Raw genomic sequence first — 24,443 nt, forward strand, 5'->3', positions numbered from 1 at the left:
GCCCGATGCAAGGATTTCCGATGCCCCAATCCGTTGCCGCCGGCCTGCGCCTGGCGCCCGATGAACTGACCCGTCCCTTCTCGCCCGAGCAGTTTGCCTTCGCCACCACCGACGATCTGGACCCCTTCCTCGGCGTCCTAGGACAGGAGCGCGCGGTGGAGGCCCTGCAGTTCGGTGTGGCGATGCCGCGGCCGGGCTACAACGTGTTCGTCATGGGCGAGCCGGGGACCGGGCGTTTCTCCTTCGTGCAGCGCTATCTGAAGGCCGAGGCCAAGCGCCTGCCGACGCCGGCCGACTGGGTCTACGTCAACCACTTCGAGGAGGGCCGCGAGCCGCGCGCCATCGAACTGCCGCCGGGCAGCGCCGCCGACTTCGGCACGGACATCGACCAACTGATCGACAACCTGCTGTCGACCTTCCCCTCGGTGTTCGAGAACCCGGCCTACCAGCAGAAGAAGAGCGCCATCGACCGCGCCTTCAACCAGCGCTACGACAAGGCCCTGGACACCGTCGAGCGCCTGGCCCTGGAGAAGGACGTGGCGCTGTACCGCGACAGCGCGAACATCGCCTTCACCCCGATGAAGGACGGCAAGGCCCTCGACGAGGCCGAGTTCGCCCAACTGCCGGAGGCCGAGCGCGAGCGTTTTCACGCCGATATCGCCGACCTCGAGGAACAGCTCAACGAGGAACTGGCCAGCCTGCCGCAGTGGAAGCGCGAGTCCAGCAACCAGCTGCGCCAGCTCAACGAAGAGACCATCACCCTCGCGCTGCAGCCGCTGCTGGCGCCGCTGGTGGAGAAGTACAACAACAACACCGGCGTCTGCACCTACCTGCAGGCCATGCAGCTGAACCTGCTGAAGACCGTGGTCGACCAACTGGTGGACACCGAGCGTAGCGATGCCCAGCGCAAGCTGATGCTGCAGGAGCTGTACGCGCCCAACCAGGTGATCGGCCACCACACCACCAGCGGCGCGCCGGTGGTGTTCGAGTCGCACCCGACCTACGACAACCTGTTCGGCCGCATCGAGTACGCCTCCGACCAGGGCGCCCTCTACACCAGCTACCGGCAGCTGCGCCCGGGCGCGCTGCACCGCGCCAATGGCGGCTTCCTGGTGCTGGAGGCGGAGAAGCTGCTGGGCGAGCCCTTCGTCTGGGACGCGCTCAAGCGCGCCCTGCAGTCGCGCCAGCTGAAGATGGAATCGCCGCTGGCCGAACTCGGCCGCCTGGCCGCCATGAGCCTGACGCCGCAGGTGATCCCGCTGCACCTGAAGGTCATCATCATCGGCTCGCGGCAGATCTACTACACCCTGCAGGACCTGGACCCGGACTTCCAGGAGATGTTCCGCGTGCTGGTCGACTTCGACGAGGACATCCCGCTGGCCGAGGACAGCCTCGAACAGTTCGCCCAGTTGCTCAAGACGCGCACCTCGGAAGAGGGCATGGCGCCGCTGAGCGCCACCGCGGTGGCGCGCCTGGCCACCTACAGCGCGCGCCTGGCCGAGCACCAGGGGCGGCTGTCGGCGCGCATCGGCGACCTGTTCCAACTGGTCAGCGAGGCGGACTTCATCCGCCAGTTGGCCAACGAGCCGGTCACCGACCTGGGCCACATCGAGCGCGCCCTCAAGGCCAAGGAAACCCGCACCGGCCGCGTCTCGGCACGAATTCTCGACGACATGCTGGCCGGCATCGTGCTGATCGACACCGAAGGCGCCGCCGTGGGCAAGTGCAACGGCCTCACCGTGCTGGAGGTGGGCGACTCGGTGTTCGGCGTGCCGGCGCGCATCTCCGCCACCGTCTACCCCGGCGGCAGCGGCATCGTCGACATCGAGCGAGAGGTCAGCCTCGGCCAGCCGATCCACTCCAAGGGCGTGATGATCCTCACCGGCTACCTGGGCAGCCGCTACGCCCAGGAGTTCCCGCTGGAAATCTCCGCGAGCATCGCCCTGGAGCAGTCCTACGGCTACGTCGACGGCGACAGCGCCTCGCTCGGCGAGGTCTGCACGCTGATCTCGGCGCTGTCGCGCACGCCGCTGCGGCAGTGCTTCGCCATCACCGGCTCGATCAACCAGTTCGGCGAAGTGCAGGCGGTGGGCGGCGTCAACGAGAAGATCGAAGGCTTCTTCCGCCTCTGCGAGGCCCGCGGCCTGACCGGCGAGCAGGGGGTGATCATCCCGCGTTCCAACGTCAGCACCCTGATGCTCGACGAGCGCGTGCTGCAGGCGGTGCGCAACGGCCTGTTCAACGTCTACGCGGTGCGCCACGTCGACGAGGCGCTGGGCCTGCTGGTCGGCGAGCCGGCCGGTGCGCCGGACGCCAAGGGCCAGTTCCCGGCCGGCAGCGTCAACGCGCGGGTGGTCGAGCGTCTCAAGGAGATCGACGCCATGGGCATGGACGAGGAGGACAAGGAAAAGCTCGCCAAGGAAGCCGCGCCGGCCGCTGCCAAGGCCGCCAAGGCGCCCCAGGTGGAGAAGGAGCGGGCGCGCAAGAAGAAGGACAGCGACTGAGCCCGCTGCCGCTGGCCAGTCCTTGACCAGCGGCGGGGTCCCCAGCAACGGCGCTCGTCGGGCGCCGTTGCCCCCGTGGTGTCCACAACGATATCCACAGCTATGGTGGATAAAACGGGCTTTTCCGAGGTCAACCCCGGGTGTAGGCTCGAAAATAGGACAACCGCGAGGGTGCCGCCATGCCGCGTAACCTCTGCCTTATCCGCCCCTGTCTGGGGCTGACCACGCGCATCGAGTGCGTGATCAGGCCGCTGGCCGGAGAGAATGGACTCTGGACACTGCTCTGCGCCGCGGGCATGGCGGGGGCCCAGCCCACCGCCATCAAGGCCCAGGGCCCGTTCTACGGGCCTTTCGTGGCAGAAGGCGTGCTCGACGCCATCGCCGACTGCCTGGCCCAGCAGGGCTACGTGCCCGCCGACGACCTGCCCATCTGGCAGCTGCACCTGCAGGCCGAACTGCGACGCATCAACGGTGAGCGCGTGCGCAATTTCGGGGACTACCAGTCTCACCCCGAGTCCTGAAGGCGCATTGCGCAGTCTCTGAGCGACAGCCGGCGACCCCCGGCGGGCGGGGGCTTGCGCGTTTCTTCCCGCGTTCCTGCACATATTTATCCACAGAATAACTGGATAACTCGTCGCGGGCCTTCAGCTATAATCCTGCGCCATTTCTGAACTCCCCTTGCGAAGGCCATGGAACGTTTCATCGAAAACAGCATGTACGCCGCCCGCTGGCTGCTGGCGCCGGTCTATATAGGCCTGTCGCTGGCATTGCTGGCGCTGACCATCAAGTTCTTCCAGGAAATCTTCCACATCCTCCCGGACATCTTCTCGATCGCCGAGGCCGACCTGATCCTGGTGCTGCTGTCGCTGATCGACATGGCCCTGGTCGGCGGCCTGCTGGTGATGGTGATGTTCTCCGGCTACGAGAACTTCGTCTCGCAGCTGGACATTTCCGAAGGCAAGGAAAAGCTCAGTTGGCTCGGCAAGATGGACGCCAGTTCGCTGAAGAACAAGGTGGCCGCTTCCATCGTGGCGATCTCCTCGATCCACCTGCTGCGCATCTTCATGGACGCCAAGAACGTCCCGGACAACAAGCTGATGTGGTACGTGATCATCCACCTCACCTTCGTCCTCTCCGCGTTCGCCATGGGCTACCTGGACAAGGCCACGCGCCACGACCACTGATCGCTTTTCCCGCCTCCAGCGCACCGCCCGTCAGCCGCAACTGACGGGCGGCGTCGTTTGCGCTGGGCGCGGCCGGCGCGCTGTACCAGACTGGCTGCGTTGGAGCCTACCCTGGAGGTGCGCGATGAACCTGCAAGAGCTGACCAACCGTTCCCTCGCCGGGGATATCGACGAACTCAACCTGGTATCCCTGGAGGGCGGCATCTACGTGCTGGAGGCGCGCGTGGGCCAGCGTTTCTTCCCGATCCAGGACGCCAAGGGGCACGTGCTCGGGGTGCGTTCGCTGGAGCACGCCCGCCAACTGCTGACGGCGTTGCCACCGATTCCGTTCCAACTGGTGCATGCCGCGGTGCAGGACGAGATGTGCGGCTCGCAGAGCGGCAGCGCGCAGAACGACGAGGGCGTGCCCATGCCGCTGCATTGAGGTCGCGGTGGGGTGGGGCGGCCGACTGTGCTAGGCTGGCCGCCCTTTTTCACCCAGCGGAGCCCCGCCATGAGCGAACTCAACCTTTCCACCGACGAAGCCCGCGTCAGCTACGGCGTCGGCCGCCAGCTGGGCGACCAGTTGCGTGCCAACCCGGTCCCGGGCATGAGCCTGGACGCGGTGCTGGCCGGCCTCTCCGACGCCTTCGCCGGTGCCGATAGCCGGGTGCCCGCCGAGCAGCTGTCCGCCAGCTTCCAGGTGATCCGCCAGCGCATGCAGGCCGAAGCCCAGGCCAAGGCCGATGCGGCCGCCGCCGAAGGCAAGGCCTACCTGGTGGAGAACGCCAAGCGCGAGGGCGTCACCGTGCTGCCGTCCGGCCTGCAATACGAAGTGCTGGTCGCCGGCGAGGGCGCCAAGCCGTCCCGCGACGACACCGTGCGCACCCACTACCATGGCACCCTGATCGACGGCAGCGTGTTCGACAGCTCCTACCAGCGCGGCCAGCCGGCTGAGTTCCCGGTGGGCGGCGTGATCGCCGGCTGGGTCGAGGCCCTGCAACTGATGAACACCGGCAGCAAGTGGCGCCTGCACGTGCCGGCCGAGCTGGCCTATGGCGGCCAGGCGGTGGGCAGCATCCCGCCGCACAGCACCCTGGTGTTCGACGTCGAGCTGCTCGACATCCTCTGATGGATGCAGCCCGCGGCGGCCGTCCCTGGCCGCCGCGGCGTGCAGGGGGCTCCACGTTGCCCCCGCTGTGCAGCCGCCTCCCGGGCGGCGACCGCACGGATGGCGCGTCCTGCGCCATCGCAAAAAACCTGTACATCCCGCTCCCGCTCTTGCTCTTCGTAGGAGCGAGCTTGCTCGCGAACGGCCCTACGGGTCGTTATGTTTGCCAGATGAGATGCAGGAGTGGATTTATCCGCGATTCCGTCGGCAGTGCCGGCGCTCATCCCGCCATCGCCCGGAACTGTAGGAGCGGGCCCTGCCCGCGATTCGCGCGCAGGGCGCGCTCCTACAGGGGAATGGCGTGGGTGGGGCAGCGTAGGAGCGGATCTCATCCGCGAATCGCGCCGGATCGTCCGGCTATCGCGGACAAGGTCCGCTCCTACGAAAGCCCCGTCGCTCCCGCGAACAGCCGCGGCGTTCAACGCAGCGCGCGGGCGTAGCAGAACAGGAACAGGTTGCGCACCAGCTCCTTGAGCACCTGCGGCTCGCTGGTGCCCAGTTCGTGCAGGTCCAGGCCGCCCTGTTCGCGCAGCTCGTCCAGGGCGTCTTCCTGCAGCAGGGCGCAGACTTCCCCGGTATCGCGATTGAGGATGCGCAGATAGGGATGGGGGCGGTCCAGCCAGGCATCGATCATGTAGGTCATCTCTGCATCTCCTTGGTAGCCGAGTTAATGAGAATAATTCTTATTATCTCGATGGCAAGCCCCTATGCAGAATTTTTTTCCACCAACCGACCAATGCCATGGCCTGGATCAACCGCGCATAACGCAGAACGCCCGCGCGGCAGGGCCGGGCGGGCGTTCGTCGGATCGTGTGCGGATCAGTGGGTGCGGGCGACGGCGAACTCGCTCAGCTCGATCAGCGCGGCGCGGTACCCGTTGTCCGGCAGCGCCTTGAGGCAGTCGATGGCGCGGGCGGCGTATTCGCGCGCCAGCTTCGCGGTGTAGTCCAGGGCGCCGGCGGCTTCCACGGCGGCGCGGATGCCTTCCAGGTCCTGGCTGCCGCCCTGCTGGATGGCCTTGCGCACCAACTGCGCCTGCTCCGGGGTGCCGTCGCGCATGGTGGCGATCAGCGGCAGGGTGGGCTTGCCCTCGGCGAGGTCGTCGCCGACGTTCTTGCCCAGGGTGCTGGCGTCGCCGCGGTAGTCCAGCAGGTCGTCCACCAGCTGGAAGGCGATGCCCAGGGCGTCGCCGAACTGGCGCAGGGCCTCGGCCTGTTCCGCGGTGGCGCCGGCGATGGCGGCGGCGCTGTGGGTGGAGGCCTCGAAGAGCATCGCGGTCTTGCCGCGGATGACTTCCATGTAGGTTTCTTCGGTGGTGCTGGCGTCGCGCACCTTGGTCAGCTGCAGCACCTCGCCCTCGGCGATCACCCGGGTGGCCTGGGAGATGATGCGCATCACCGGCATGGAGCCGAGTTCGACCATCATTTCGAAGGAGCGGGCATAGAGGAAGTCGCCGACCAGCACGCTGGGCGCGTTGCCCCATTGCGCATTGGCGGTGGCGCGGCCGCGGCGCAGACCGGAGGCGTCGACCACGTCGTCGTGCAGCAGGGTGGAGGTATGCAGGAATTCGATGGTGGCGGCCAGCAGGCGCAGGTCGTCCCCGGAGTAGCCCAGGGCCTTGCCGCTGAGCAGCACCAGCAGCGGGCGAAGACGCTTGCCGCCGGCGGAGATGATATAGTCGCCGATCTTCTCGACCAGGGGAACGCGGGAGCTGAGCTGGCGACGGATGATGCCGTCGACGGCGGTGAAGTCGTCCGCCACCACCCGATAGAAAGCCTGGGGTTGCATATTACGAAGGCGCTCCTCGAAGAATGCGCGGCATGCTAGGTGCCGGGGTGGGGGCTGTCAAGGAAAGCGCCGCAAGGCTTGTGTCCGCGTAGGGCTTTGCGTACAATCGCGGCCCCGAACTTCCCTGGCATACCCTGCCTTACGCAATTGCACGGGCGCTCTTCCGGCCCCATGCAGCCATGCCGACCGATACCTCTTCCTATAAAGCGTCGGGTGAGCAGGTCTAACGGAGACATCCAGATGTACGCAGTTATTGTTACCGGCGGCAAGCAATACAAAGTCGCCGAAGGCGAATTCCTCAAGGTCGAGAAACTCGACGTCGCCACCGGCGAAGCGATCAACCTGGATCGCGTTCTGCTGGTCGCCAATGGCGATGACGTCAAGATCGGCCTGCCGGTGGTAGAAGGCGCGAAAGTGACCGCTGAAGTGGTTTCCCACGGTCGTCACGACAAGGTGCGCATCATCAAGTTCCGCCGCCGCAAGCACCACATGAAGCGTCAGGGCCACCGCCAGTGGTTCACTGAAATCAAGATCACCGGCATCCAGGCCTAATTCCTTTTTTGGAGGATATGACTCATGGCACACAAGAAAGCTGGCGGTAGTACCCGCAACGGCCGCGATTCCGAAAGTAAACGCCTTGGCGTGAAGCTGTTCGGTAGCCAGGCTGTCAAAGCAGGCAACATCATCGTGCGTCAGCGCGGCACCCAGTTCCACGCCGGCTACGGCGTTGGCATGGGCAAGGATCACACCCTGTTCGCGAAAATCGACGGCGTGATCAAGTTCGAAGTGAAAGGCGCCTTCGGCCGTCGCTACGTAAGCGTCGTCGCTGCCTAAGCGAGCCTTCACTGAAAAAGCCCTGTCTCGCGACGGGGCTTTTTTGTTTCTGGCGTTTCCCGGCAACGGATCCCGGGCTCCTGCGTTTGCGCGGGCTTGGCTGTATCCTATGCTCCTTTTCTTATTCAACCCGCCACGCTGGCGGGAGGCGTTCCCATGAAATTCGTCGACGAAGTATCCATCCACGTGAAAGCCGGTGACGGCGGCAATGGCCTCATGAGCTTTCGCCGCGAGAAGTTCATCGAGAAGGGCGGCCCCAACGGCGGTGACGGTGGCGACGGCGGCTCGGTGTTCCTCGAGGCCGACGAGAGCCTGAACACCCTGGTGGATTACCGCTACACCCGCCGTTTCGACGCCCAGCGCGGGCAGAATGGCGGCAGCAAGGACTGCACCGGCGCCAAGGGCGACGACCTGGTTCTGCCGGTGCCGGTGGGCACCACCGTGATCGATGCTAGCACCCATGAAGTCATCGGTGACCTGACCGAGCCCGGCCAGCGCCTGATGGTCGCCCAGGGCGGCTGGCATGGCCTGGGCAACACCCGCTTCAAGTCCAGCACCAACCGCGCGCCGCGGCAGACCACCCCGGGCAAGCCCGGCGAGGCCCGCGACCTCAAGCTGGAACTGAAGGTCCTGGCCGACGTCGGCCTGCTGGGCCTGCCAAACGCCGGCAAGAGCACCTTCATCCGCGCCGTGTCCGCGGCCAAGCCGAAAGTCGCCGACTACCCCTTCACCACCCTGGTGCCGAACCTGGGCGTGGTCAGCGTCGGGCGCTTCAAGAGCTTCGTGGTCGCCGACATCCCCGGCCTGATCGAGGGCGCCGCCGAAGGCGCCGGCCTGGGCATCCGCTTCCTCAAGCACCTGGCGCGTACCCGCCTGCTGCTGCACATCGTCGACATGGCGCCGCTGGACGAGAGCGACCCGGCCGATGCCGCCGAGACCATCGTCAACGAGCTGGCCAAGTTCAGCCCGGCGCTCACCGAGCGTGACCGTTGGCTGGTGCTGAACAAGATGGACCAGATCCTCGAGCCCGAGGAGCAGGAGCGGCGCAAGCAGCAGGTGGTCGAGCGCCTGGGCTGGGAAGGTCCGGTCTACGTGATCTCCGCCCTGGAGCGCGAAGGCACCGAGGCGCTCAGCCAGGACATCATGAAGTACCTCGACGAGCGTAGCCTGCGCATCGAGGAAGACCCGGCCTACGGCGAGGCCCTGGCCGAACTCGACCAGCGCATCGAAGACGAGGCGCGTTCCCGTCTGCAGGCCCTGGATGACGTGCGCGCGCTGCGCCGTGCCGGCCTGAAGAATGCCGACGACCTCGACGACGACGATGATTTCGACGACGAGGACGACGGCGACGGGCCGGAAATCTTCTACGTGCCCTGACCGGCGCCGCGTGCGCCGGTCCCGAAGCAACCTGGTGAAACCTGACTTCGTAAGGTTGATGTATGCGTGAGAAAGTGACCGGCGCGCGGCGCTGGGTGGTGAAGATCGGCAGCGCCCTGCTCACGGCCGATGGCCGCGGGCTGGATCGCGACGCCATGGCGGTGTGGGTCGAGCAGATGGTCGCGCTGCACTGCGCGGGCGTCGAGCTGGTGCTGGTGTCCTCCGGCGCCGTGGCGGCGGGCATGAGCCGCCTGGGCTGGGTCTCCCGCCCGAGCGACATGCACGAGCTGCAGGCCGCGGCGGCCGTCGGCCAGATGGGCCTGGTGCAGGCCTGGGAGTCCAGCTTCGGCCAGCATGGCCTGCAGACCGCCCAGGTGCTGCTGACCCATGACGACCTGTCCGACCGCAAGCGCTACCTGAACGCCCGCAACACCCTGCGCACCCTGGTCGACCTCGGCGTGATCCCGGTGATCAACGAGAACGACACCGTGGTCACCGACGAAATCCGCTTCGGCGACAACGACACCCTGGCGGCCCTGGTGGCCAACCTGGTGGAAGCCGACCTGCTGGTGATCCTCACCGATCGCGACGGCATGTTCGACGCCGACCCGCGCAACAACCCCGAAGCCCAGCTGATCTACGAAGCCCGCGCTGACGACGCCCAGCTCGACCTGGTGGCTGGCGGCAGCGCCGGCGCCCTCGGCCGCGGCGGCATGCAGACCAAGCTGCGCGCGGCGCGCCTGGCGGCGCGTTCCGGCGCGCACACGGTGATCGTCGGCGGGCGCATCGAGCGCGTGCTCGACCGCCTGCGCTCCGGCGAGCGCCTGGGCACCCTGCTGACCCCTGAGCAGAGCCGCAAGGCCGCGCGCAAGCAGTGGCTGGCCGGCCACCTGCAGATGCGCGGCACCCTGGTGCTGGACGCCGGTGCGGTCAAGGCTATCGCCGAGGACCACAAGAGCCTGCTGCCGGTGGGCGTGAAGCAGGTCCAGGGCAGCTTCCGTCGCGGCGAGATGGTGGTCTGCGTGGACCCGCAGGGTCGCGAGATCGCCCGCGGCCTGGCCAACTACAGCGCCCTGGAGGCGCAGAAGATCATCGGCCAGCCGACCGATGCCATCGAAGGTCTGCTGGGCTACGTCGACGGCCCGGAGCTGGTGCACCGCGACAACCTTGTGCTGGTCTGAAGGAGCGAGCCATGAAGCTATGGAAGGGCGTGTGCGCCGGTCTGCTGATGCTGCCGGCGCTGGCCGGCGCGGAGGAGATCGGTGAGGTCTCCACGGTGTTCAAGTGGGTGGGGCCGAACGACAAGATCGTGGTCGAGGCCTTCGACGATCCCAAGGTGGAAGGGGTGACCTGCTACCTGTCGCGGGCCAAGACCGGCGGCGTCAAGGGCGGCCTGGGCCTGGCCGAGGATCGCGCCGAGGCGTCCATCGCCTGCCGCCAGGTCGGGCCGATCCGCTTCGCCGGCGAGCTCAAGGACGGCGAGGAAGTGTTCAAGCAGCGCACCTCGCTGGTGTTCAAGTCCATGCAGGTGGTGCGCTTCTTCGACAAGAAGCGCAACGCGCTGGTCTACCTCGTCTACAGCGACCGCATCATCGAAGGCAGCCCGCAGAACGCGGTGACCGCCATCCCGATCATGCCCTGGCCGACGAAATAAAAGCCTTTTGCTTTTCGTAGGAGCGAGCTTGCTCGCGAATCCGCCCGTCACTGGATTCCCGCGTTCGCGGGAATGACGGGGGATGGTTAGGCGTTTCAGGATGACTCCAAACTCCTCACCCACTCCGAACAGCCCCCTCTCCAGGGAGAGGGTTGGGGAGAGGGCGCTCTTAACTCCAGCACCTACGCCACCGGGAAGCACCGTTCGCGAGCAAGCTCGCTCCTACAGGTCCGGGGCCGGGGTTGGGCTTTTAGCGGGCAATAAAAAACCGGCCACCAGGGCCGGTTTTTCAAGAACGGAACGCTTACGCGGTGGCCAGGGCCTTCACGTGGGCGTTCAGGCGGCTCTTGTGGCGGGCGGCCTTGTTCTTGTGGATGATGCCTTTGTCAGCCATGCGGTCGATGACCGGTACGGCGGCAACCAGAGCGGCCTGGGCCTTGGGCAGGTCCTTGGCATCGACTGCCTTGACTACGTTCTTGATGTAGGTGCGGACCATGGAACGCAGGCTGGCGTTGTGGCTGCGACGCTTCTCAGCCTGTTTGGCGCGTTTTTTGGCGGAAGGTGTGTTGGCCACCGTCGAGCTCCTCGAGAAAAACTTGGGATGTAGCGAATAAATTAAGGCCGCGAATGATGCCGTCGAGTCCGTGCCTTGTCAAGGGTATGAGCGGCCGCCGACGAGCGGCATGGCCGGGGATTCGCGGACTGGGTGGGTGATTTATTCGACCGGCGGCCATACACTCGACGCCCTTTACTGGCCGCCGGGCGATCCGGCCGCCCGCGGGCAGGGCCACCCTGCGCTGACAAGTCCCGGATGCAATGAATCTACTCAAATCGCTGGCCGCGGTCAGCTCCATGACCATGATCTCGCGGGTGCTCGGCTTCGTCCGGGACACCATAGTAGCGCGCATGTTCGGCGCCGGCATGGCCACCGACGCCTTCTTCGTCGCCTTCAAGCTGCCCAACCTGCTGCGCCGCATCTTCGCCGAGGGCGCCTTCTCCCAGGCCTTCGTGCCGATCCTCGCCGAATACAAGACGCAGCAGGGCGAGGAGGCCACCCGCACTTTCATCGCCTATATCTCCGGCCTGCTGACCCTGGTGCTGGCGCTGGTCACCGTGCTGGGCATCCTCGCCGCGCCCTGGGTGATCTGGATCACCGCGCCGGGCTTCGCCGACACTCCGGAGAAGTTCGACCTGACCACAGCGCTGCTGCGCGTGACCTTCCCCTACATCCTGCTGATTTCCCTGGCCTCGCTGGCCGGGGCCATCCTCAATACCTGGAACCGCTTCTCGGTGCCGGCCTTCGTGCCGACCCTGCTGAACGTCAGCATGATCGTCTTTTCGCTGTTCCTCACGCCGTACTTCGACCCGCCGGTGATGGCCCTGGGCTGGGCGGTGCTGGCCGGCGGCCTGGCGCAGCTGCTCTACCAGCTGCCGCACCTGAAGAAGATCGGCATGCTGGTGCTGCCGCGCCTGAACCTGCGCGACACCGGCGTGTGGCGCGTGCTCAAGCAGATGGGCCCGGCGATCCTCGGCGTGTCGGTGAGCCAGATCTCGCTGATCATCAACACCATCTTCGCCTCCTTCCTGGCCGCAGGCTCCGTGTCCTGGATGTACTACGCCGACCGCCTGATGGAGCTGCCCTCCGGCGTGCTGGGCGTGGCCCTGGGCACCATCCTGCTGCCGTCCCTGGCCAAGACCTACGCCAGCGACGACCGCCACGAGTATTCGCGCCTGATGGACTGGGGCCTGCGCCTGTGCTTCCTGCTGGTGCTGCCCTGCGCCCTGGCCCTGGCGCTGATCGCCGAGCCGCTGACCGTGTCGCTGTTCCAGTACGGCAAGTTCAGCGCCAACGACGCGCTCATGACCCAGCGCGCGCTCATCGCCTACGCCGTGGGCCTGCTCGGGATCATCCTGGTCAAGGTGCTGGCGCCGGGCTTCTACGCCCGGCAGAACATCCGCACGCCGGTGAAGATCGCGCTCTTCACCCTGGTTTCCACCCAGGCGATGAACCTGGTGTTCATCGGCCCGCTCAAGCACGCGGGGCTGGCCCTGGCCATCAGCCTGGCGGCCTGCCTCAACGCCGGCCTGCTGTACTGGCAGTTGCGCAAGCACGACCTGTTCGAGCCGCAGCCGGGCTGGGCGAAGTTCCTCGGCAAGCTGGTGCTGGCGGTGCTGGTGATGTCCGCCGTGCTGCTGGGCCTGATGCATTTCATGCCGGCCTGGGACCTGGGCGGCATGCCGCTGCGCCTGGCGCGCCTGGGCGTGCTGGTGGTGGCCGGCGTGGTGGCCTATTTCGGTATGCTGGCGCTGCTGGGCTTCCGCCTGCGCGACTTCTCGCGGCGGGCGGTGAGCTAGCCCGGCGCCGGCACTTGGGTGCATCCGTGACGCACGGCGGCTTTGTGCCTGTCGCGCGGCGGCGGGTGCAGGTATAATCGACCACTTTCTGAGCAATACGCGCGCTATGCAGCTGCTTCGAGGCCTCCACAACCTGCGGCCCCTGTCCGGGGGCTGCGTTGCCACCATCGGCAATTTCGACGGCGTCCACCTTGGCCACCAGGCGATCCTGGCGCGTCTGCGCGAGCGCTCGCAGGAGCTGGGCGTGCCCAGCTGCGTGGTGATCTTCGAGCCGCAGCCGCGCGAGTACTTCGCCCCGGATGCCGCGCCGGTGCGCCTGACGCGCCTGCGCGAGAAGCTCGAACTGCTGCGCGAGCAGGGTGTCGATTTCGTCCTGTGCCTGACCTTCAACCGCCGCCTGCGCGAACTGTCGGCCGCCGAGTTCGTCCGCCAGGTGCTGGTGGACGGCCTGGCGGTGCGCCACCTGGAAGTGGGCGACGACTTCCGCTTCGGCTGCGACCGTTCCGGCGACTTCGCCTTCCTGGTCAGGGCCAGCGCCGAGCAGGGTTTCACCGTCGAGGCCGCCACCACGGTGGAAGTCGACGGCATGCGGGTGAGCAGCTCGCGCATCCGCAAGGTGCTCGCCGACGGCGACCTGCACCAGGCCGAGCGCCTGCTGGGCCGGCCGTTCCGCCTGAGCGGGCGGGTGCTGCACGGGCAGAAGCTCGGCCGCACCCTGGGTTCGCCCACCGCCAACATCCAGCTCAAGCGCCGCAAGGCGCCGCTGAACGGCGTCTACCTGGTCAGCACGGAAGTGGCCGGCCAGCGCGTCAACGGGGTGGCCAACATCGGCACGCGGCCGTCGGTCAACGGTGATGGCCGGCCCCACCTGGAAGTGCATCTGCTGGACTTCGCCGGCGACCTCTACGGCCTGCACCTGGATGTGACCTTCCACCAGAAGCTGCGAGATGAGCAGCGCTTCGCCTCCCTCGAGGCACTGAAGGCGGCGATCCTCGCCGACATAGCCGCCGCCCGGGCCTACTGGCTGGGCCAACCGCTTGATTGAAGAGATTCCGAACAGGCCCTGAGATGACCGACTACAAAGCCACGCTGAACCTTCCCGATACCCAGTTCCCGATGAAAGCCGGCCTGCCCCAGCGCGAGCCGGAAACCCTGAAGTTCTGGAACGACATCGGCCTGTACCAGAAGCTGCGGAAGGCCGGCGAAGGTCGCCCGAAATTCATCCTGCACGATGGCCCGCCCTACGCCAACGGCAGCATCCACATCGGTCATGCGGTCAACAAGATCCTCAAGGACCTGATCGTCCGCTCGCGCACCCTGGCCGGCTACGACGCCCCCTACGTGCCGGGCTGGGACTGCCATGGCCTGCCCATCGAGCACAAGGTCGAGACCACCCACGGCAAGAACCTGCCGGCGGACAAGACCCGCGAACTGTGCCGCGCCTACGCCAGCGAGCAGATCGAGGGGCAGAAGGCCGACTTCATCCGCCTGGGCGTGCTCGGCGAGTGGGACAACCCCTACAAGACCATGAACTTCGCCAACGAGGCCGGCGAGATCCGCGCCCTGGCCGAGATGGTCAAGCAGGGCTTCGTGTTCAAGGGCCTGAAGCCGGTGAACTGGTGCTTCGACTGCGGCTCGGCCCTGGCCGAGGCGGAAGTCGAGTACGCCGACAAGAAGTCCGACGCCATCGACGTCGCCTTCCCGGTGGAAGACGCCGACAAGCTGGCCGCCGCCTTCGGCCTGGCGAGCCTGGCCAAGCCCGCCGCCATCGTCATCTGGACCACCACCCCCTGGACCATCCCGGCCAACCAGGCGCTGAACGTCCACCCCGAATTCACCTACGCCCTGGTCGATACCGGCGCGCGCCTGCTGGTGCTGGCCGAGGAACTGGTCGAGTCCTGCCTGCAGCGCTACGGCCTGGAAGGCAAGGTCATCGCCACGGCCAAGGGCGAGGCGCTGGACCTGATCCGCTTCCGCCACCCGTTCTACGAGCGCTTCTCGCCGGTCTACCTGGCCGAGTACGTGGCCCTGGACGCCGGCACCGGCATCGTCCACTCCGCGCCGGCCTACGGCGAGGACGACTTCCGTACCTGCAAGCAGTACGGCATGAGCAACGACGACATCCTCAGCCCGGTGCAGAGCAACGGTGTATATGTTCAGGACCTGCCGTTCTTCGGCGGCCAGTTCATCTGGAAGGCCAACCCGAACATCGTCGCCAAGCTCGAGGAAGTGGGCGCGCTGCTCAAGCACGCCAGCATCAACCACAGCTACATGCACTGCTGGCGCCACAAGACGCCGCTGATCTACCGCGCCACCGCGCAGTGGTTCGTCGGCATGGACAAGCAGCCGCAAAGCGGCGCCACCCTGCGCGAGCGCGCGCTGGAAGCCATCACCCAGACCGAATTCGTGCCCAGCTGGGGCCAGGCGCGCCTGCACGGCATGATCGCCGGCCGTCCGGACTGGTGCATCTCGCGCCAGCGCAACTGGGGCGTGCCCATCCCGTTCTTCCTGCACAAGGCTACCGGCGAGCTGCACCCGCGCACCGTCGAGCTGATGGAAGCAGTCGCCCAGCGCGTGGAGAAGGAAGGCATCGAGGCCTGGTTCAAGCTCGACGCCGCCGAACTGCTCGGTGACGAAGCCGCGCAGTACGACAAGATCAACGACACCCTGGACGTCTGGTTCGACTCCGGCACCACCCACTGGCACGTGCTGCGCGGCTCCCACGCCGAACTCGGCCACGCCAGCGGCCCGGCCGCCGACCTCTACCTGGAAGGCTCCGACCAGCACCGCGGCTGGTTCCACTCCTCGCTGCTGACCGGCTGCGCCATCGACGGCCACGCGCCGTACCGCCAGCTGCTGACCCACGGCTTCACCGTGGACGAGTCCGGCCGCAAGATGTCCAAGTCCCTGGGCAACACCGTGGTGCCGCAGACTGTGATCGACACCCTGGGCGCCGACATCCTGCGCCTGTGGGTGGCCTCCACCGACTATTCCGGCGAGATCGCGGTCTCCCAGACCATCCTGCAGCGCAGCGCCGATGCCTACCGGCGCATCCGCAACACCACGCGCTTCCTGCTCTCCAACCTGACCGGTTTCGACCCGGCCAAGGACCTGCTGCCCAACGACCAGTTGCTGGCCCTGGACCGCTGGGCCGTGGACCGCGCCCTGCTGCTGCAGCGCGAACTGGAAGAGGCCTACCGCGACTACCGCTTCTGGAACGTCTACTCCAAGGTGCACAACTTCTGCGTGCAGGAGCTGGGCGGCTTCTACCTGGACATCATCAAGGACCGCCAGTACACCACCCAGGCCGACAGCGTCGCCCGCCGTTCCTGCCAGACCGCGCTGTTCCACATCGCCGAGGCGCTGGTGCGCTGGGTCGCGCCGATCCTCGCCTTCACCGCCGAGGAAGTGTGGAAGTTCCTGCCCGGCGAGCGCGCCGAGTCGGTCATGCTGACCACCTGGTACGACGGCCTGTCCGAACTGCCGGCCGACGCCGAGCTGGGCCGCGCCTATTGGGAACAGGTCATGGCCGCCAAGGCCGCGGTCAACAAGGAACTGGAGAACCAGCGCACCGCCAAGGCCATCGGCGGCAACCTGCAGGCCGAGGTCACCCTCTACGCCGAGGACGACCTGGCCCGCAGCCTGGGCAAGCTGGGCAACGAGCTGCGTTTCGTGCTGATCACCTCCACCGCCACCCTCGCGCCCCTGGCCGATGCCCCGGCCGATGCCGTGCAGAGCGAACTGCCCGGCCTCAAGCTGAAGGTAGTGAAGTCGGCCCACGCCAAGTGCGCCCGTTGCTGGCACCACCGCGAGGACGTCGGCAGTAACGCCGCGCACCCGGAAATCTGCGGCCGTTGCGTGGAGAACATCGAAGGCGCCGGCGAGGTTCGCCACTATGCCTAACCGCTTCGGCCGCCTTGGCTGGTTGTGGATAACCGTGCTGGTCCTGGTCCTCGACCAGGTCAGCAAGGCCTACTTCGAGGGCACGCTGAGCCTGTACCAGCAGATCGTGGTCATCCCCGACCTGTTCAGTTGGACCCTGGCCTACAACACCGGCGCGGCCTTCAGTTTCCTGGCCGACAGCTCCGGCTGGCAGCGCTGGCTGTTCGCCCTGATCGCCATCGTGGTCAGCGCGGTGCTGGTCATCTGGCTCAAGCGCCTGAAGCCCAGCGACACCTGGCTGGCCATCGCCCTGGCCCTGGTGCTGGGCGGCGCGCTGGGCAACCTGTACGACCGCATCGTGCTCGGCCACGTGATCGACTTCATCCTGGTGCACTGGCAGAACCGCTGGTACTTCCCGGCGTTCAACCTGGCCGACAGCGCCATCACCGTTGGCGCCATCATGCTGGCGCTGGACATGTTCAAGACGAAGAAATCCGGAGAGACCGCCCATGGCTGACAGCAGCAGTGATATCCAGCGCATCGGAGCGGATACCGAAGTCACCCTGCACTTCGCCCTCAAGCTGGAAGACGGCAACGTCGTCGACAGCACCTTCGACAAGCAGCCGGCCACCTTCAAGGTCGGCGACGGCAACCTGCTGCCGGGCTTCGAGCAGGCGCTGTTCGGCCTCAAGGCCGGCGACAAGCGCACCCTGAACATCGAGCCGGAGCAGGGCTTCGGCCAGCCGAACCCGGCCAACGTACAGGTGATGCCGCGCGACCAGTTCCAGGACATGGAGCTGGCCGAGGGCCTGCTGGTGATCTTCAACGACGCCGCCAAGACCGAGCTGCCCGGCGTGGTCAAGGCCTTCGACGAACAGCAGGTGACCATCGATTTCAACCACCCGCTGGCCGGCAAGAGCCTGACCTTCGAAGTGGAAATCATCGACGTAAGGGCGCTCTGAGGGCCCTTCGCAGGCGTAGGATGGGTATCGCGAAGCGATAGCCATCGCGCCATCCCCTCTGCGCGCCGAGACAGACCGACCATGCAAATCAAACTCGCCAACCCCCGCGGCTTCTGTGCCGGCGTCGACCGGGCGATCGAAATCGTCAACCGCGCCCTGGACGTGTTCGGCCCGCCGATCTACGTGCGCCATGAAGTGGTGCACAACAAGTTCGTGGTGGAGAACCTGCGCAACCGCGGCGCGGTGTTCGTCGAGGAGCTCGACCAGGTGCCGGACGACACCATCGTCATCTTCAGCGCCCACGGTGTCTCCCAGGCCGTGCGCAAGGAGGCCGAGAACCGCGGCCTGAAGGTCTTCGACGCGACCTGCCCGCTGGTCACCAAGGTGCACATGGAAGTGGTGCGCTACAGCCGCGACGGCCAGGAGTGCATCCTCATCGGCCACGAAGGCCACCCCGAGGTGGAAGGCACCATGGGCCAGTACAACCGCGACAATGGCGGCGACATCTACTTGGTCGAGGACGAGGAAGACGTGGCCGCGCTGCAAGTGCGCAACCCCGAGGCCCTGCACTTCGTCACCCAGACCACCCTGTCGATGGACGACACCTCCAAGGTGATCGACGCCCTGCGCGCGAAATTCCCGCACATCAAGGGCCCGCGCAAGAACGACATCTGCTACGCCACCCAGAACCGCCAGGACGCGGTCAAGGAACTGGCCGACCAGTGCGACCTGGTGCTGGTGGTGGGCAGCCCGAACAGCTCCAACTCCAACCGCCTGCGCGAACTCGCTGAACGCATGGGCACCCCCGGCTACCTGATCGACGGCGCCGAGGACCTCAAGCGCGAATGGTTCGAAGGCAAGCAGCGCATCGGCATCACCGCCGGCGCCTCCGCCCCGGAAGTGCTGGTGCGCGGTGTGATCGAGCAACTGCGCAAATGGGGCGCGGAGCCCGAGGTGGAGCTGGATGGGCGGGAGGAGAACATTACGTTTTCGATGCCCAAGGAACTGCGGGTCAAGGCGGTTTAAACCCGTTCCTGTCTTCCCTCACACCCCGGGAAGCACGGCGTAGGATGGGTGGAGCGAAGCGATACCCCATCGCCATATTCGACCGAACGCCGGCCTTTGCCGGCGGAATCGCGGATAAATCCGCTCCTACGTCGTATCCCTGCCTGCCGACTGCGCCCAGGCGCTCTTCGTAGGATGGGTTGAGCCTGCGAAACCCATGCTGCCGTGGTGATGGGTATCGCTTCGCTCAACCCATCCTACGACGGCAACTCTCCAACTCCTGCTCTGTAGGCGCGAGAGCTTGCTCGCGAACCTGTCGCAAGCGCTTCACTTCCAGCAGTCGTTCACACTGGTGCTGCCGCTGACGCCGCGGGTGCCCATGGCATTGAGCGTCAGGTTGCCGCATTTGGTGTCCTTCGTCTGCGCGCCCTGCGGGGTCGCGGTCAGTTGGTAGCCACCGCTGCCGTTGGGGTTGCTGATGGTCAGCGCGTACTTGCCGGTATCCGAGGTCACGGTCGTGCCGCTGGTATTGCGCATGCCCAGCCTGGCGATGTTGGCCTGGGCGGTGACATAGGCATTGTTCTGGGCGAAGTAGCGCTCCTGACGCGCGGCCGCGTCGTTGAGCAGAGCCTGCCCTTCGCTGCGGTTGCCGCGCAGGACGTATTCCTGGTAGCTGGGATAGGCGATGGCCGCCAGGATGCCGATGATGGCCACCACGATCATCATCTCGATCAGGGTGAAACCCGCTGTCTTCTTCATGTACTGCTTCCTCATTGCGGGGCTACGCGCCAGGTCTGGCGTCCGGTGGACTCAGGGCCGAAGCTGATATTCATCGGCGCGCCGTCGGCGGTGAAGCGGGTATTGCCGGAAAGCGCCGCACCACCGGCCGGGGTCTTGTAGCCGGAGACCACCTGGCTGGTGTCGCCGGAAACGTAGGCGTCACCCTGGTCGACCACGAAGTTCTGGCTGAAGTCGAAGATATTGAAGTCGGCGCGGCCGCCGGTATAAGGGTCGAGGCCGTACGACCAGCCTTCCACGCCGGCCTGGCAGACATCCAGGCTGGGTGTGCGGGTGTTGATCAGCAGTGCCTGACCACGGGCCGCCATTTCGTCGACGATCCGCTCGCCTACCAGGCTGCCCCCAGTGACCTGGAGGTTCAGGTACCAGCCGCTTTTGGTCGCCCAGTCCACGCTGTTCTGGCTGAGCAGACGGATATCGAAGGTGTTGGCCGTGTTGTCGGCGAAGGTCACAGCGTTCACCTGGGACGAAATGGTCTGCCCTTGCAGGCTGGCTCGCGACAGGCTTGGCGTGCTGGTGGCCGCTTCGCCCTTGGTCTTCTTGTCCCAGATGCCGTAGAGCGTCTGTAGCTGGAACGGACCGGTCTTGTCGACGGTGCCCAGGTAGCGGCCGGTACCGAAGATCACCAGGTAGCCGGTGGTCGAGGGATGGCGTACCAACGATGGCGGCGCGGTGATCGGCTGGCGCACACCGTCACTGCCGTCGGCATCCTTGGCCACGTACAGCGGGGTACCGTTGAAGGATGTCTTGAAGGTCGAGGCCTGGACGTCGGTGTTGGCGAAGGGGTTGGTGGCGGAGCTGTCGATCAGGTCGAAGCGCCACAGGTTACCCTGCAGGTCGCCGGCGTAGGCGTAGTCGATGATGCCGTCGCTGTTGTTGTCGGCGCCGCGGATGCTGGACAGGCCGTTGGTGCCGGCGACGCCCTGTGCTTCCAGTGTCTTGAGGACGGCGCCGGTCTTGATGTTCAGCACGTACATCACCGCCTTGCCGCTGCTGTTGTTGGCGCTGTTGTAGCCGTTGGGCAGCAGCACGCCCCATTGTCCGCTGTGCAGGCGGGCGACCACCGGGGTGGGGATGGTGAAGCCGAGGTTGCTCAGCGTCGTGTTGGTGCCGTCCTTGCTGCTGGCGTTGTCGTCGTCGAACTCCCAGAGCAGGGCGATGTTGTCCGGGTCGGTCACGTCCAGGGCGAAGGCGGACTTGCCGCCGGCGCCGAGGGTACCCACCAGCACGGTGTGCCAGGCGTCGTCGTAGTAGACGTCGCGCACGGTCAGGCTGCCGTCGACGAACCAGCGGTGCTGGGCGGCGGTGTAGTCCTTGCTGCTCAGGTACTGCAGGTTCGGGATGACGGCGCGGGGCACGAAGGCGAACTTCTCCGCCCCAGTGGTGCCGTCGAAGGCGTGCAACATGCCGTCGTTGGCGCCGACGTAGACCTGGGTGCGGCGAGTCTTCTTGGCTTCGATGAAGTCGGCGTACTTCTGGTAGCCGCCATCGATGGCGCCTGCCAGGTAGGCCAGGTACTGGGCACCGGAGACCACCACTGGGTTGGAGTTGATGATGTCACCCAGCAGGGTGCTGCGCCGGCGGAAGCTGCTGCCTTCGCCGCTGCGGTCGCCCAGCACGTAACCGAGCTGCGCGGAGGTCAGGGTGGTCTGCAGGTCGACGCCGTTGTAGGTCACGCCCGACAGGTTGCTGTGGGTGAGGGTGGCCAGGCTGCCGTTGCTGCCCCTGAACTTTATGTTGCGGGTGCTCGGGAACTGGTCCTTGGCGTGCCAGACCACGGTGCGGGCGAAGGTGGCCGGGTTGATGGTCTCCTTGATCAGGTCGCCCGACCAGTCGTCCACCAGGAAGTTGGAGCGGTATACCGAGCGCGCGTCGCTGATCGAGGCGCCGGGTTGCAGGCGTTCCACCGACGGGGTGGAGACGGAGCTGTTGCGCTGGTAGATGTCGTTGAACGCTTTGTTCAACTGGTCCTTCAGCGTCAGGGCGTTGGTGACCAGGAAGTAGTTGTCCGGCACGCCGTTGCCATCGGTGTCGTTGTTGGTCGCGTTGGTGCCGTACTTGGCGGCGTACCACAACGGGTTCTCCAGGAAGGTGGCCGCCGGGGTGCCCGACAGGGTGAAGGTACGCGAGGAGCTGAGCCGGCTCAGGGTGCAGTCGTTGGGTTTGGTGGTCGCGTTGCAGTAGTTGGGATCGCGACCATCGGGGGTATCCAGCTTGTAGGCGACGTTGTTGCCGCCCTGGTCCTTGACCTCCAGGTAGATACCGTCCTTGGTGGTGCCGGAGATCACATAGCCCATGTGCTGGTCGATGCCGCCGGCGGCGTATTCGGAGGTCATGTTGATGACCAGCTTGCCCTGATCGTTGACCAGCAATTCATACAGGGCGATGGCGTCCATGTCATGGTCGGCGCCCTGTTCCACGTCCTCGTAGTTGATGCGGAACTTGGCGTAGGGACGGCCGCCGTTGAGGGTGGTGTCGCAGTCGCTGACCAGGCTGGGCGTGCCGCCATTACAGGCTGGCGAAGTATTGGCGAACTTCTCCACGTAGTAGTCGACGATCTGGTCGGTAGGCTGGAAGCTGCCGTTCGCGTCGATGCTGCTGCCACCGACGGACTTGGCGAAAGGCACCACGGTCACCACGCTGGTGACGCCATTGCTGGTGACGGGGAACTTGATGGTCGGCAGGGGCGAGGCCAGTGCCACCGAGTAGGTCAACAGGGCCTTGTCGCCGCCGATCTTGTTGTTCGCGCCATAGCGCGCCACGGCAGCGGAGTAGTAGGTGCCCTGCTTGCTGGGCTCCTCCGGCGCCAAACCGCGGACGGTGGACAGGTTGCTGACGGTCTTGGCTGTGGGGGCGCTGTCGGCGACACCGTTGGATTCGCCGATGAAGATGGACTTGCTGCCACCCCCTTCGGCTGCCCAGATCTTGTCCGCCTCGGTGGAGACGTTCAGGCCCGCCAGCGATCCTGAGGAGGGCGCCGAAACGTCGGTGGACCATTTGCTGCCCGGCAGCTTGAAGTCATAGGACGGGTTGATGTCGCTGATGACCGTCATGGCCGGGACCGAGCACACGGGGTAGCCATTGGGGTTGGCGGTCGACTTGTAGGGCGGGGTCCAGGTGCCGATGCGCGGAAGGCCCAGCACGTCCTTGTCTTTGCTGTTGCCGGAGCCATAGTCATAGGTGCTGGTGGGCGTTGTTTCACCGGAGAAGTAGCGCATCGTCTCGTACATCATTTCGCCGATCGGATTGCCCCACATGTAGCAGGTGTCGTTCTGAGTGATCGGGCGCGTGGTGATCCAGCCGCAGCCGTAGGTATGGTCGCCGTAGTTGAAGTCGATGATGCGCAGCTTGTTGATGGTCGCCACGATGCCGTTGCTCACGCCGTCGGAACCGCACACGTTGGTGCCGGCGAAGCAGTATTGCCCGGTGGTCGAGCTGTACTCCTTGGAGAAGCTCTGCAACTGGCTGCGCAGCACGCCGCCGCTGATGTTCTTCTGGAACGAGCCGGTGAGCAGGCCGAAGTACATCTTGTTGGTGGCGCCGTAGTCGTGAAGGATGCCGGTCGGCTTGAAGTTGTTGCCATAGGCGATGCAGTTGCTTTCGCGCAGGCCGGCGTTGTCGGTTCCGCTGGGGCAGACCGAGACCTTGACGTTCCTGTCGGTCATCTCGCTGGTGCCGGTGGCCGGGGTCTTCCAGTACAGGTAGAAGTTGGCGTCGCCGCCGTTTTCCTCGTGACGGAAGGTGAAGGAGTAGGCCGTGCCCGCCGTGAGTGTGACGCTAGCGGTAGTACCGGTACCACCGCTACCTGACTTGCCGTGATCACCGTAGTACGAGGCGGTAACCCCGTTGACCTGGAATTCGACGGCGTCGTCACCGTCCACAGAGAATTGGTAGACGCCGCTGAGGGCGGGGGTGAGCGTGCCGGTGATCAGGGTGTGATAGCTGTCCTGGCCACAGCCGTTGGCAGAGTAGGGGTTGGTGAAATTCTGCGGGCTGTTGATATTGGTGAAGGGGGCTGTGCCTGTGCCGCATCTCGAGCTGGTATTGCTGTAGGTCGATCCGAACAGCTCATCCATCTGCGACTTGCTGGTGGAAGTCGAGCGCGAGTCCTTCCAGGTGGTGAGCGTAAGGCCCGACATCTGGTCGGCGGGCACTATGGTCCAGTTGCCGCCACTGGGGCCGCCGCTGGTGCAGTTGACTTCCGAGCCGGCGCTGTTCACGCAGGTGCTGCCGGCTACCGGCCGCTCCTTCGACACCCAGTTCCAGATACGGAAGCTGGTGTTGGTCAGGGTGCGCAACTGCGGTACGCCGGTGTCCTGGGTCAGCGACACCACGGCGAACAGGTGCCGGTAGCCACCGGCCGCCGGCTGGCTCAGCGGGGTGTAGTCGGAAATGCGGTAGCCGTCGTAGGCCTCGCTCAGGTATTCCTTGCCCCAGGCGTGGTCGTCCTGGGGGATGTAGGAGCCTTGCAGCACGGTGGAGGTGGTGGTGTCCTCCACCCGGTAGCCGCCGTAGAGCACCTTGCGCAGGGCGTCCATGCGCGAGGTGGCCAGGTAGTTGAGGAAGTCGCCGCTCCAGTGCCCCGGGCACTTCTTGTTGGTGGTGGCGCTGACCGGGCTGAAGCGGCCGTCGCTATAGTCGTAGCAGGCGAACGAGTTGAAGTAGCCGTAGTAGTCGATGCCGCCGTGGTCCTTGTCCAGGTGCCCCTTGTAGCCCACGTCGAGAATGCCGTCGCCATTGAGGTCGGAGGCGTCGTTGTAGGCCTCGTAATACAGCTTGTGGTCACGGCCCATGACCAGCATGTTCAGCGGTGGCACCGAGTCGTTGACGAAGACCGGGGTGCGCGAGATGTCGATGTCTGCCCAGGCGCTGGCGCACGGAAGCAGGAGGGCGCAGAGCAGGCTGGCGCTGGCGTTGATCGCGGTTTGGCGGAGAGTCTTCATGTCAGTG

At 65.9% G+C, this 24,443-nt stretch carries 21 protein-coding genes; 16 read left to right on the forward strand and 5 right to left on the reverse strand.

Annotated elements, in window-relative coordinates; genetic code table 11:
- Nucleotides 1-20 precede the first annotated feature (20 nt).
- The 5 genes from ACTWJ5_RS04980 to ACTWJ5_RS05000 all read left to right on the forward strand — a co-directional run bounded on the left by ACTWJ5_RS04980 (nucleotide 21) and on the right by ACTWJ5_RS05000 (nucleotide 4,799).
- On the forward strand, nucleotides 21-2,504 hold the full coding sequence (locus tag ACTWJ5_RS04980) for a Lon protease family protein (protein WP_249917828.1): 2,484 nt from the start codon (nucleotides 21-23) through the stop codon (nucleotides 2,502-2,504).
- Nucleotides 2,505-2,683: 179 nt separating this feature from the next.
- Nucleotides 2,684-3,025, forward strand: a complete 342-nt coding sequence (locus ACTWJ5_RS04985) for a PA4575 family protein (protein ID WP_009617539.1) — start codon at nucleotides 2,684-2,686, stop codon at nucleotides 3,023-3,025.
- 168 nt (nucleotides 3,026-3,193) lie between these two features.
- Nucleotides 3,194-3,688, forward strand: a complete 495-nt coding sequence (locus ACTWJ5_RS04990) for a TIGR00645 family protein (protein WP_043273630.1) — start codon at nucleotides 3,194-3,196, stop codon at nucleotides 3,686-3,688.
- Between the two features lie 124 nt (nucleotides 3,689-3,812).
- Complete coding sequence (locus ACTWJ5_RS04995) at nucleotides 3,813-4,112, forward strand: DUF6482 family protein (protein ID WP_009617543.1); 300 nt, start codon at nucleotides 3,813-3,815, stop codon at nucleotides 4,110-4,112.
- 69 nt (nucleotides 4,113-4,181) lie between these two features.
- On the forward strand, nucleotides 4,182-4,799 hold the full coding sequence (locus tag ACTWJ5_RS05000; protein WP_009617545.1) for an FKBP-type peptidyl-prolyl cis-trans isomerase: 618 nt from the start codon (nucleotides 4,182-4,184) through the stop codon (nucleotides 4,797-4,799).
- Nucleotides 4,800-5,256: 457 nt separating this feature from the next.
- Here ACTWJ5_RS05000 and ACTWJ5_RS05005 read toward each other — a convergent pair whose 3' ends face one another.
- Both ACTWJ5_RS05005 and ACTWJ5_RS05010 read right to left on the reverse strand, forming a co-directional pair.
- Nucleotides 5,257-5,481 carry a PA4570 family protein gene (locus ACTWJ5_RS05005; RefSeq protein WP_009617547.1) on the reverse strand — a complete coding sequence of 75 codons (225 nt, stop codon included), beginning with the start codon at nucleotides 5,479-5,481 and terminating at the stop codon, nucleotides 5,257-5,259.
- 176 nt (nucleotides 5,482-5,657) lie between these two features.
- Nucleotides 5,658-6,626 (reverse strand): polyprenyl synthetase family protein, encoded by a 969-nt coding sequence (locus tag ACTWJ5_RS05010; protein ID WP_444437606.1) that lies wholly within the window; start codon nucleotides 6,624-6,626, stop codon nucleotides 5,658-5,660.
- Nucleotides 6,627-6,866: 240 nt separating this feature from the next.
- On the opposite strand from ACTWJ5_RS05010, the gene rplU reads away from it, so the two are divergent.
- The 5 genes from rplU (at nucleotide 6,867) to ACTWJ5_RS05035 (ending at nucleotide 10,491) form a co-directional block, all read left to right on the forward strand.
- Complete coding sequence (gene rplU / locus ACTWJ5_RS05015) at nucleotides 6,867-7,178, forward strand: 50S ribosomal protein L21 (RefSeq protein WP_009617549.1); 312 nt, start codon at nucleotides 6,867-6,869, stop codon at nucleotides 7,176-7,178.
- A 24-nt stretch (nucleotides 7,179-7,202) separates the two neighbouring features.
- Entirely contained in the window at nucleotides 7,203-7,460 is a 258-nt protein-coding gene (rpmA, locus tag ACTWJ5_RS05020) for a 50S ribosomal protein L27 (protein WP_009617551.1), read from the forward strand.
- A 156-nt stretch (nucleotides 7,461-7,616) separates the two neighbouring features.
- Complete coding sequence (gene cgtA / locus ACTWJ5_RS05025) at nucleotides 7,617-8,837, forward strand: Obg family GTPase CgtA (protein WP_074977441.1); 1,221 nt, start codon at nucleotides 7,617-7,619, stop codon at nucleotides 8,835-8,837.
- A gap of 62 nt (nucleotides 8,838-8,899) precedes the next feature.
- A complete protein-coding gene (gene proB, locus ACTWJ5_RS05030; protein WP_009617553.1) occupies nucleotides 8,900-10,018 on the forward strand; it encodes a glutamate 5-kinase in 1,119 nt (372 codons plus the stop codon).
- 11 nt (nucleotides 10,019-10,029) lie between these two features.
- Entirely contained in the window at nucleotides 10,030-10,491 is a 462-nt protein-coding gene (locus ACTWJ5_RS05035; RefSeq protein WP_074977443.1) for a CreA family protein, read from the forward strand.
- Between the two features lie 304 nt (nucleotides 10,492-10,795).
- Here ACTWJ5_RS05035 and rpsT read toward each other — a convergent pair whose 3' ends face one another.
- Complete coding sequence (gene rpsT / locus ACTWJ5_RS05040; protein ID WP_009617555.1) at nucleotides 10,796-11,065, reverse strand: 30S ribosomal protein S20; 270 nt, start codon at nucleotides 11,063-11,065, stop codon at nucleotides 10,796-10,798.
- A 242-nt stretch (nucleotides 11,066-11,307) separates the two neighbouring features.
- Between rpsT and murJ the strand changes: the two genes are divergently transcribed.
- From murJ to ispH, 6 genes are all read left to right on the forward strand, one after another.
- Nucleotides 11,308-12,846, forward strand: coding sequence for a murein biosynthesis integral membrane protein MurJ (gene murJ, locus ACTWJ5_RS05045; RefSeq protein ID WP_116422689.1), 1,539 nt, complete (start codon nucleotides 11,308-11,310; stop codon nucleotides 12,844-12,846).
- Nucleotides 12,847-12,952: 106 nt separating this feature from the next.
- Entirely contained in the window at nucleotides 12,953-13,891 is a 939-nt protein-coding gene (ribF, locus tag ACTWJ5_RS05050) for a bifunctional riboflavin kinase/FAD synthetase (RefSeq protein WP_009617557.1), read from the forward strand.
- A gap of 23 nt (nucleotides 13,892-13,914) precedes the next feature.
- A complete protein-coding gene (gene ileS, locus ACTWJ5_RS05055; protein ID WP_444437611.1) occupies nucleotides 13,915-16,749 on the forward strand; it encodes an isoleucine--tRNA ligase in 2,835 nt (944 codons plus the stop codon).
- Entirely contained in the window at nucleotides 16,742-17,245 is a 504-nt protein-coding gene (lspA, locus tag ACTWJ5_RS05060; RefSeq protein WP_043318028.1) for a signal peptidase II, read from the forward strand. The genes ileS and lspA overlap by 8 nt, the downstream gene beginning before the upstream one ends.
- Nucleotides 17,238-17,690 (forward strand): FKBP-type peptidyl-prolyl cis-trans isomerase, encoded by a 453-nt coding sequence (fkpB, locus tag ACTWJ5_RS05065; RefSeq protein WP_009617560.1) that lies wholly within the window; start codon nucleotides 17,238-17,240, stop codon nucleotides 17,688-17,690. The genes lspA and fkpB overlap by 8 nt, the downstream gene beginning before the upstream one ends.
- 81 nt (nucleotides 17,691-17,771) lie before the next feature.
- Nucleotides 17,772-18,716 carry a 4-hydroxy-3-methylbut-2-enyl diphosphate reductase gene (ispH, locus tag ACTWJ5_RS05070; protein ID WP_069861986.1) on the forward strand — a complete coding sequence of 315 codons (945 nt, stop codon included), beginning with the start codon at nucleotides 17,772-17,774 and terminating at the stop codon, nucleotides 18,714-18,716.
- Between the two features lie 306 nt (nucleotides 18,717-19,022).
- On the opposite strand, the gene ACTWJ5_RS05075 is transcribed toward ispH, so the two are convergent.
- Nucleotides 19,023-19,454 (reverse strand): type IV pilin protein, encoded by a 432-nt coding sequence (locus ACTWJ5_RS05075; protein WP_116422686.1) that lies wholly within the window; start codon nucleotides 19,452-19,454, stop codon nucleotides 19,023-19,025.
- An 11-nt stretch (nucleotides 19,455-19,465) separates the two neighbouring features.
- Nucleotides 19,466-24,436 (reverse strand): PilC/PilY family type IV pilus protein, encoded by a 4,971-nt coding sequence (locus ACTWJ5_RS05080; RefSeq protein WP_444437614.1) that lies wholly within the window; start codon nucleotides 24,434-24,436, stop codon nucleotides 19,466-19,468.
- Nucleotides 24,437-24,443 lie beyond the last annotated feature (7 nt).

The organism is Pseudomonas sp. A6 (assembly GCF_052367875.1).
GTDB classification, from domain to species: Bacteria; Pseudomonadota; Gammaproteobacteria; order Pseudomonadales; family Pseudomonadaceae; genus Pseudomonas; species Pseudomonas citronellolis.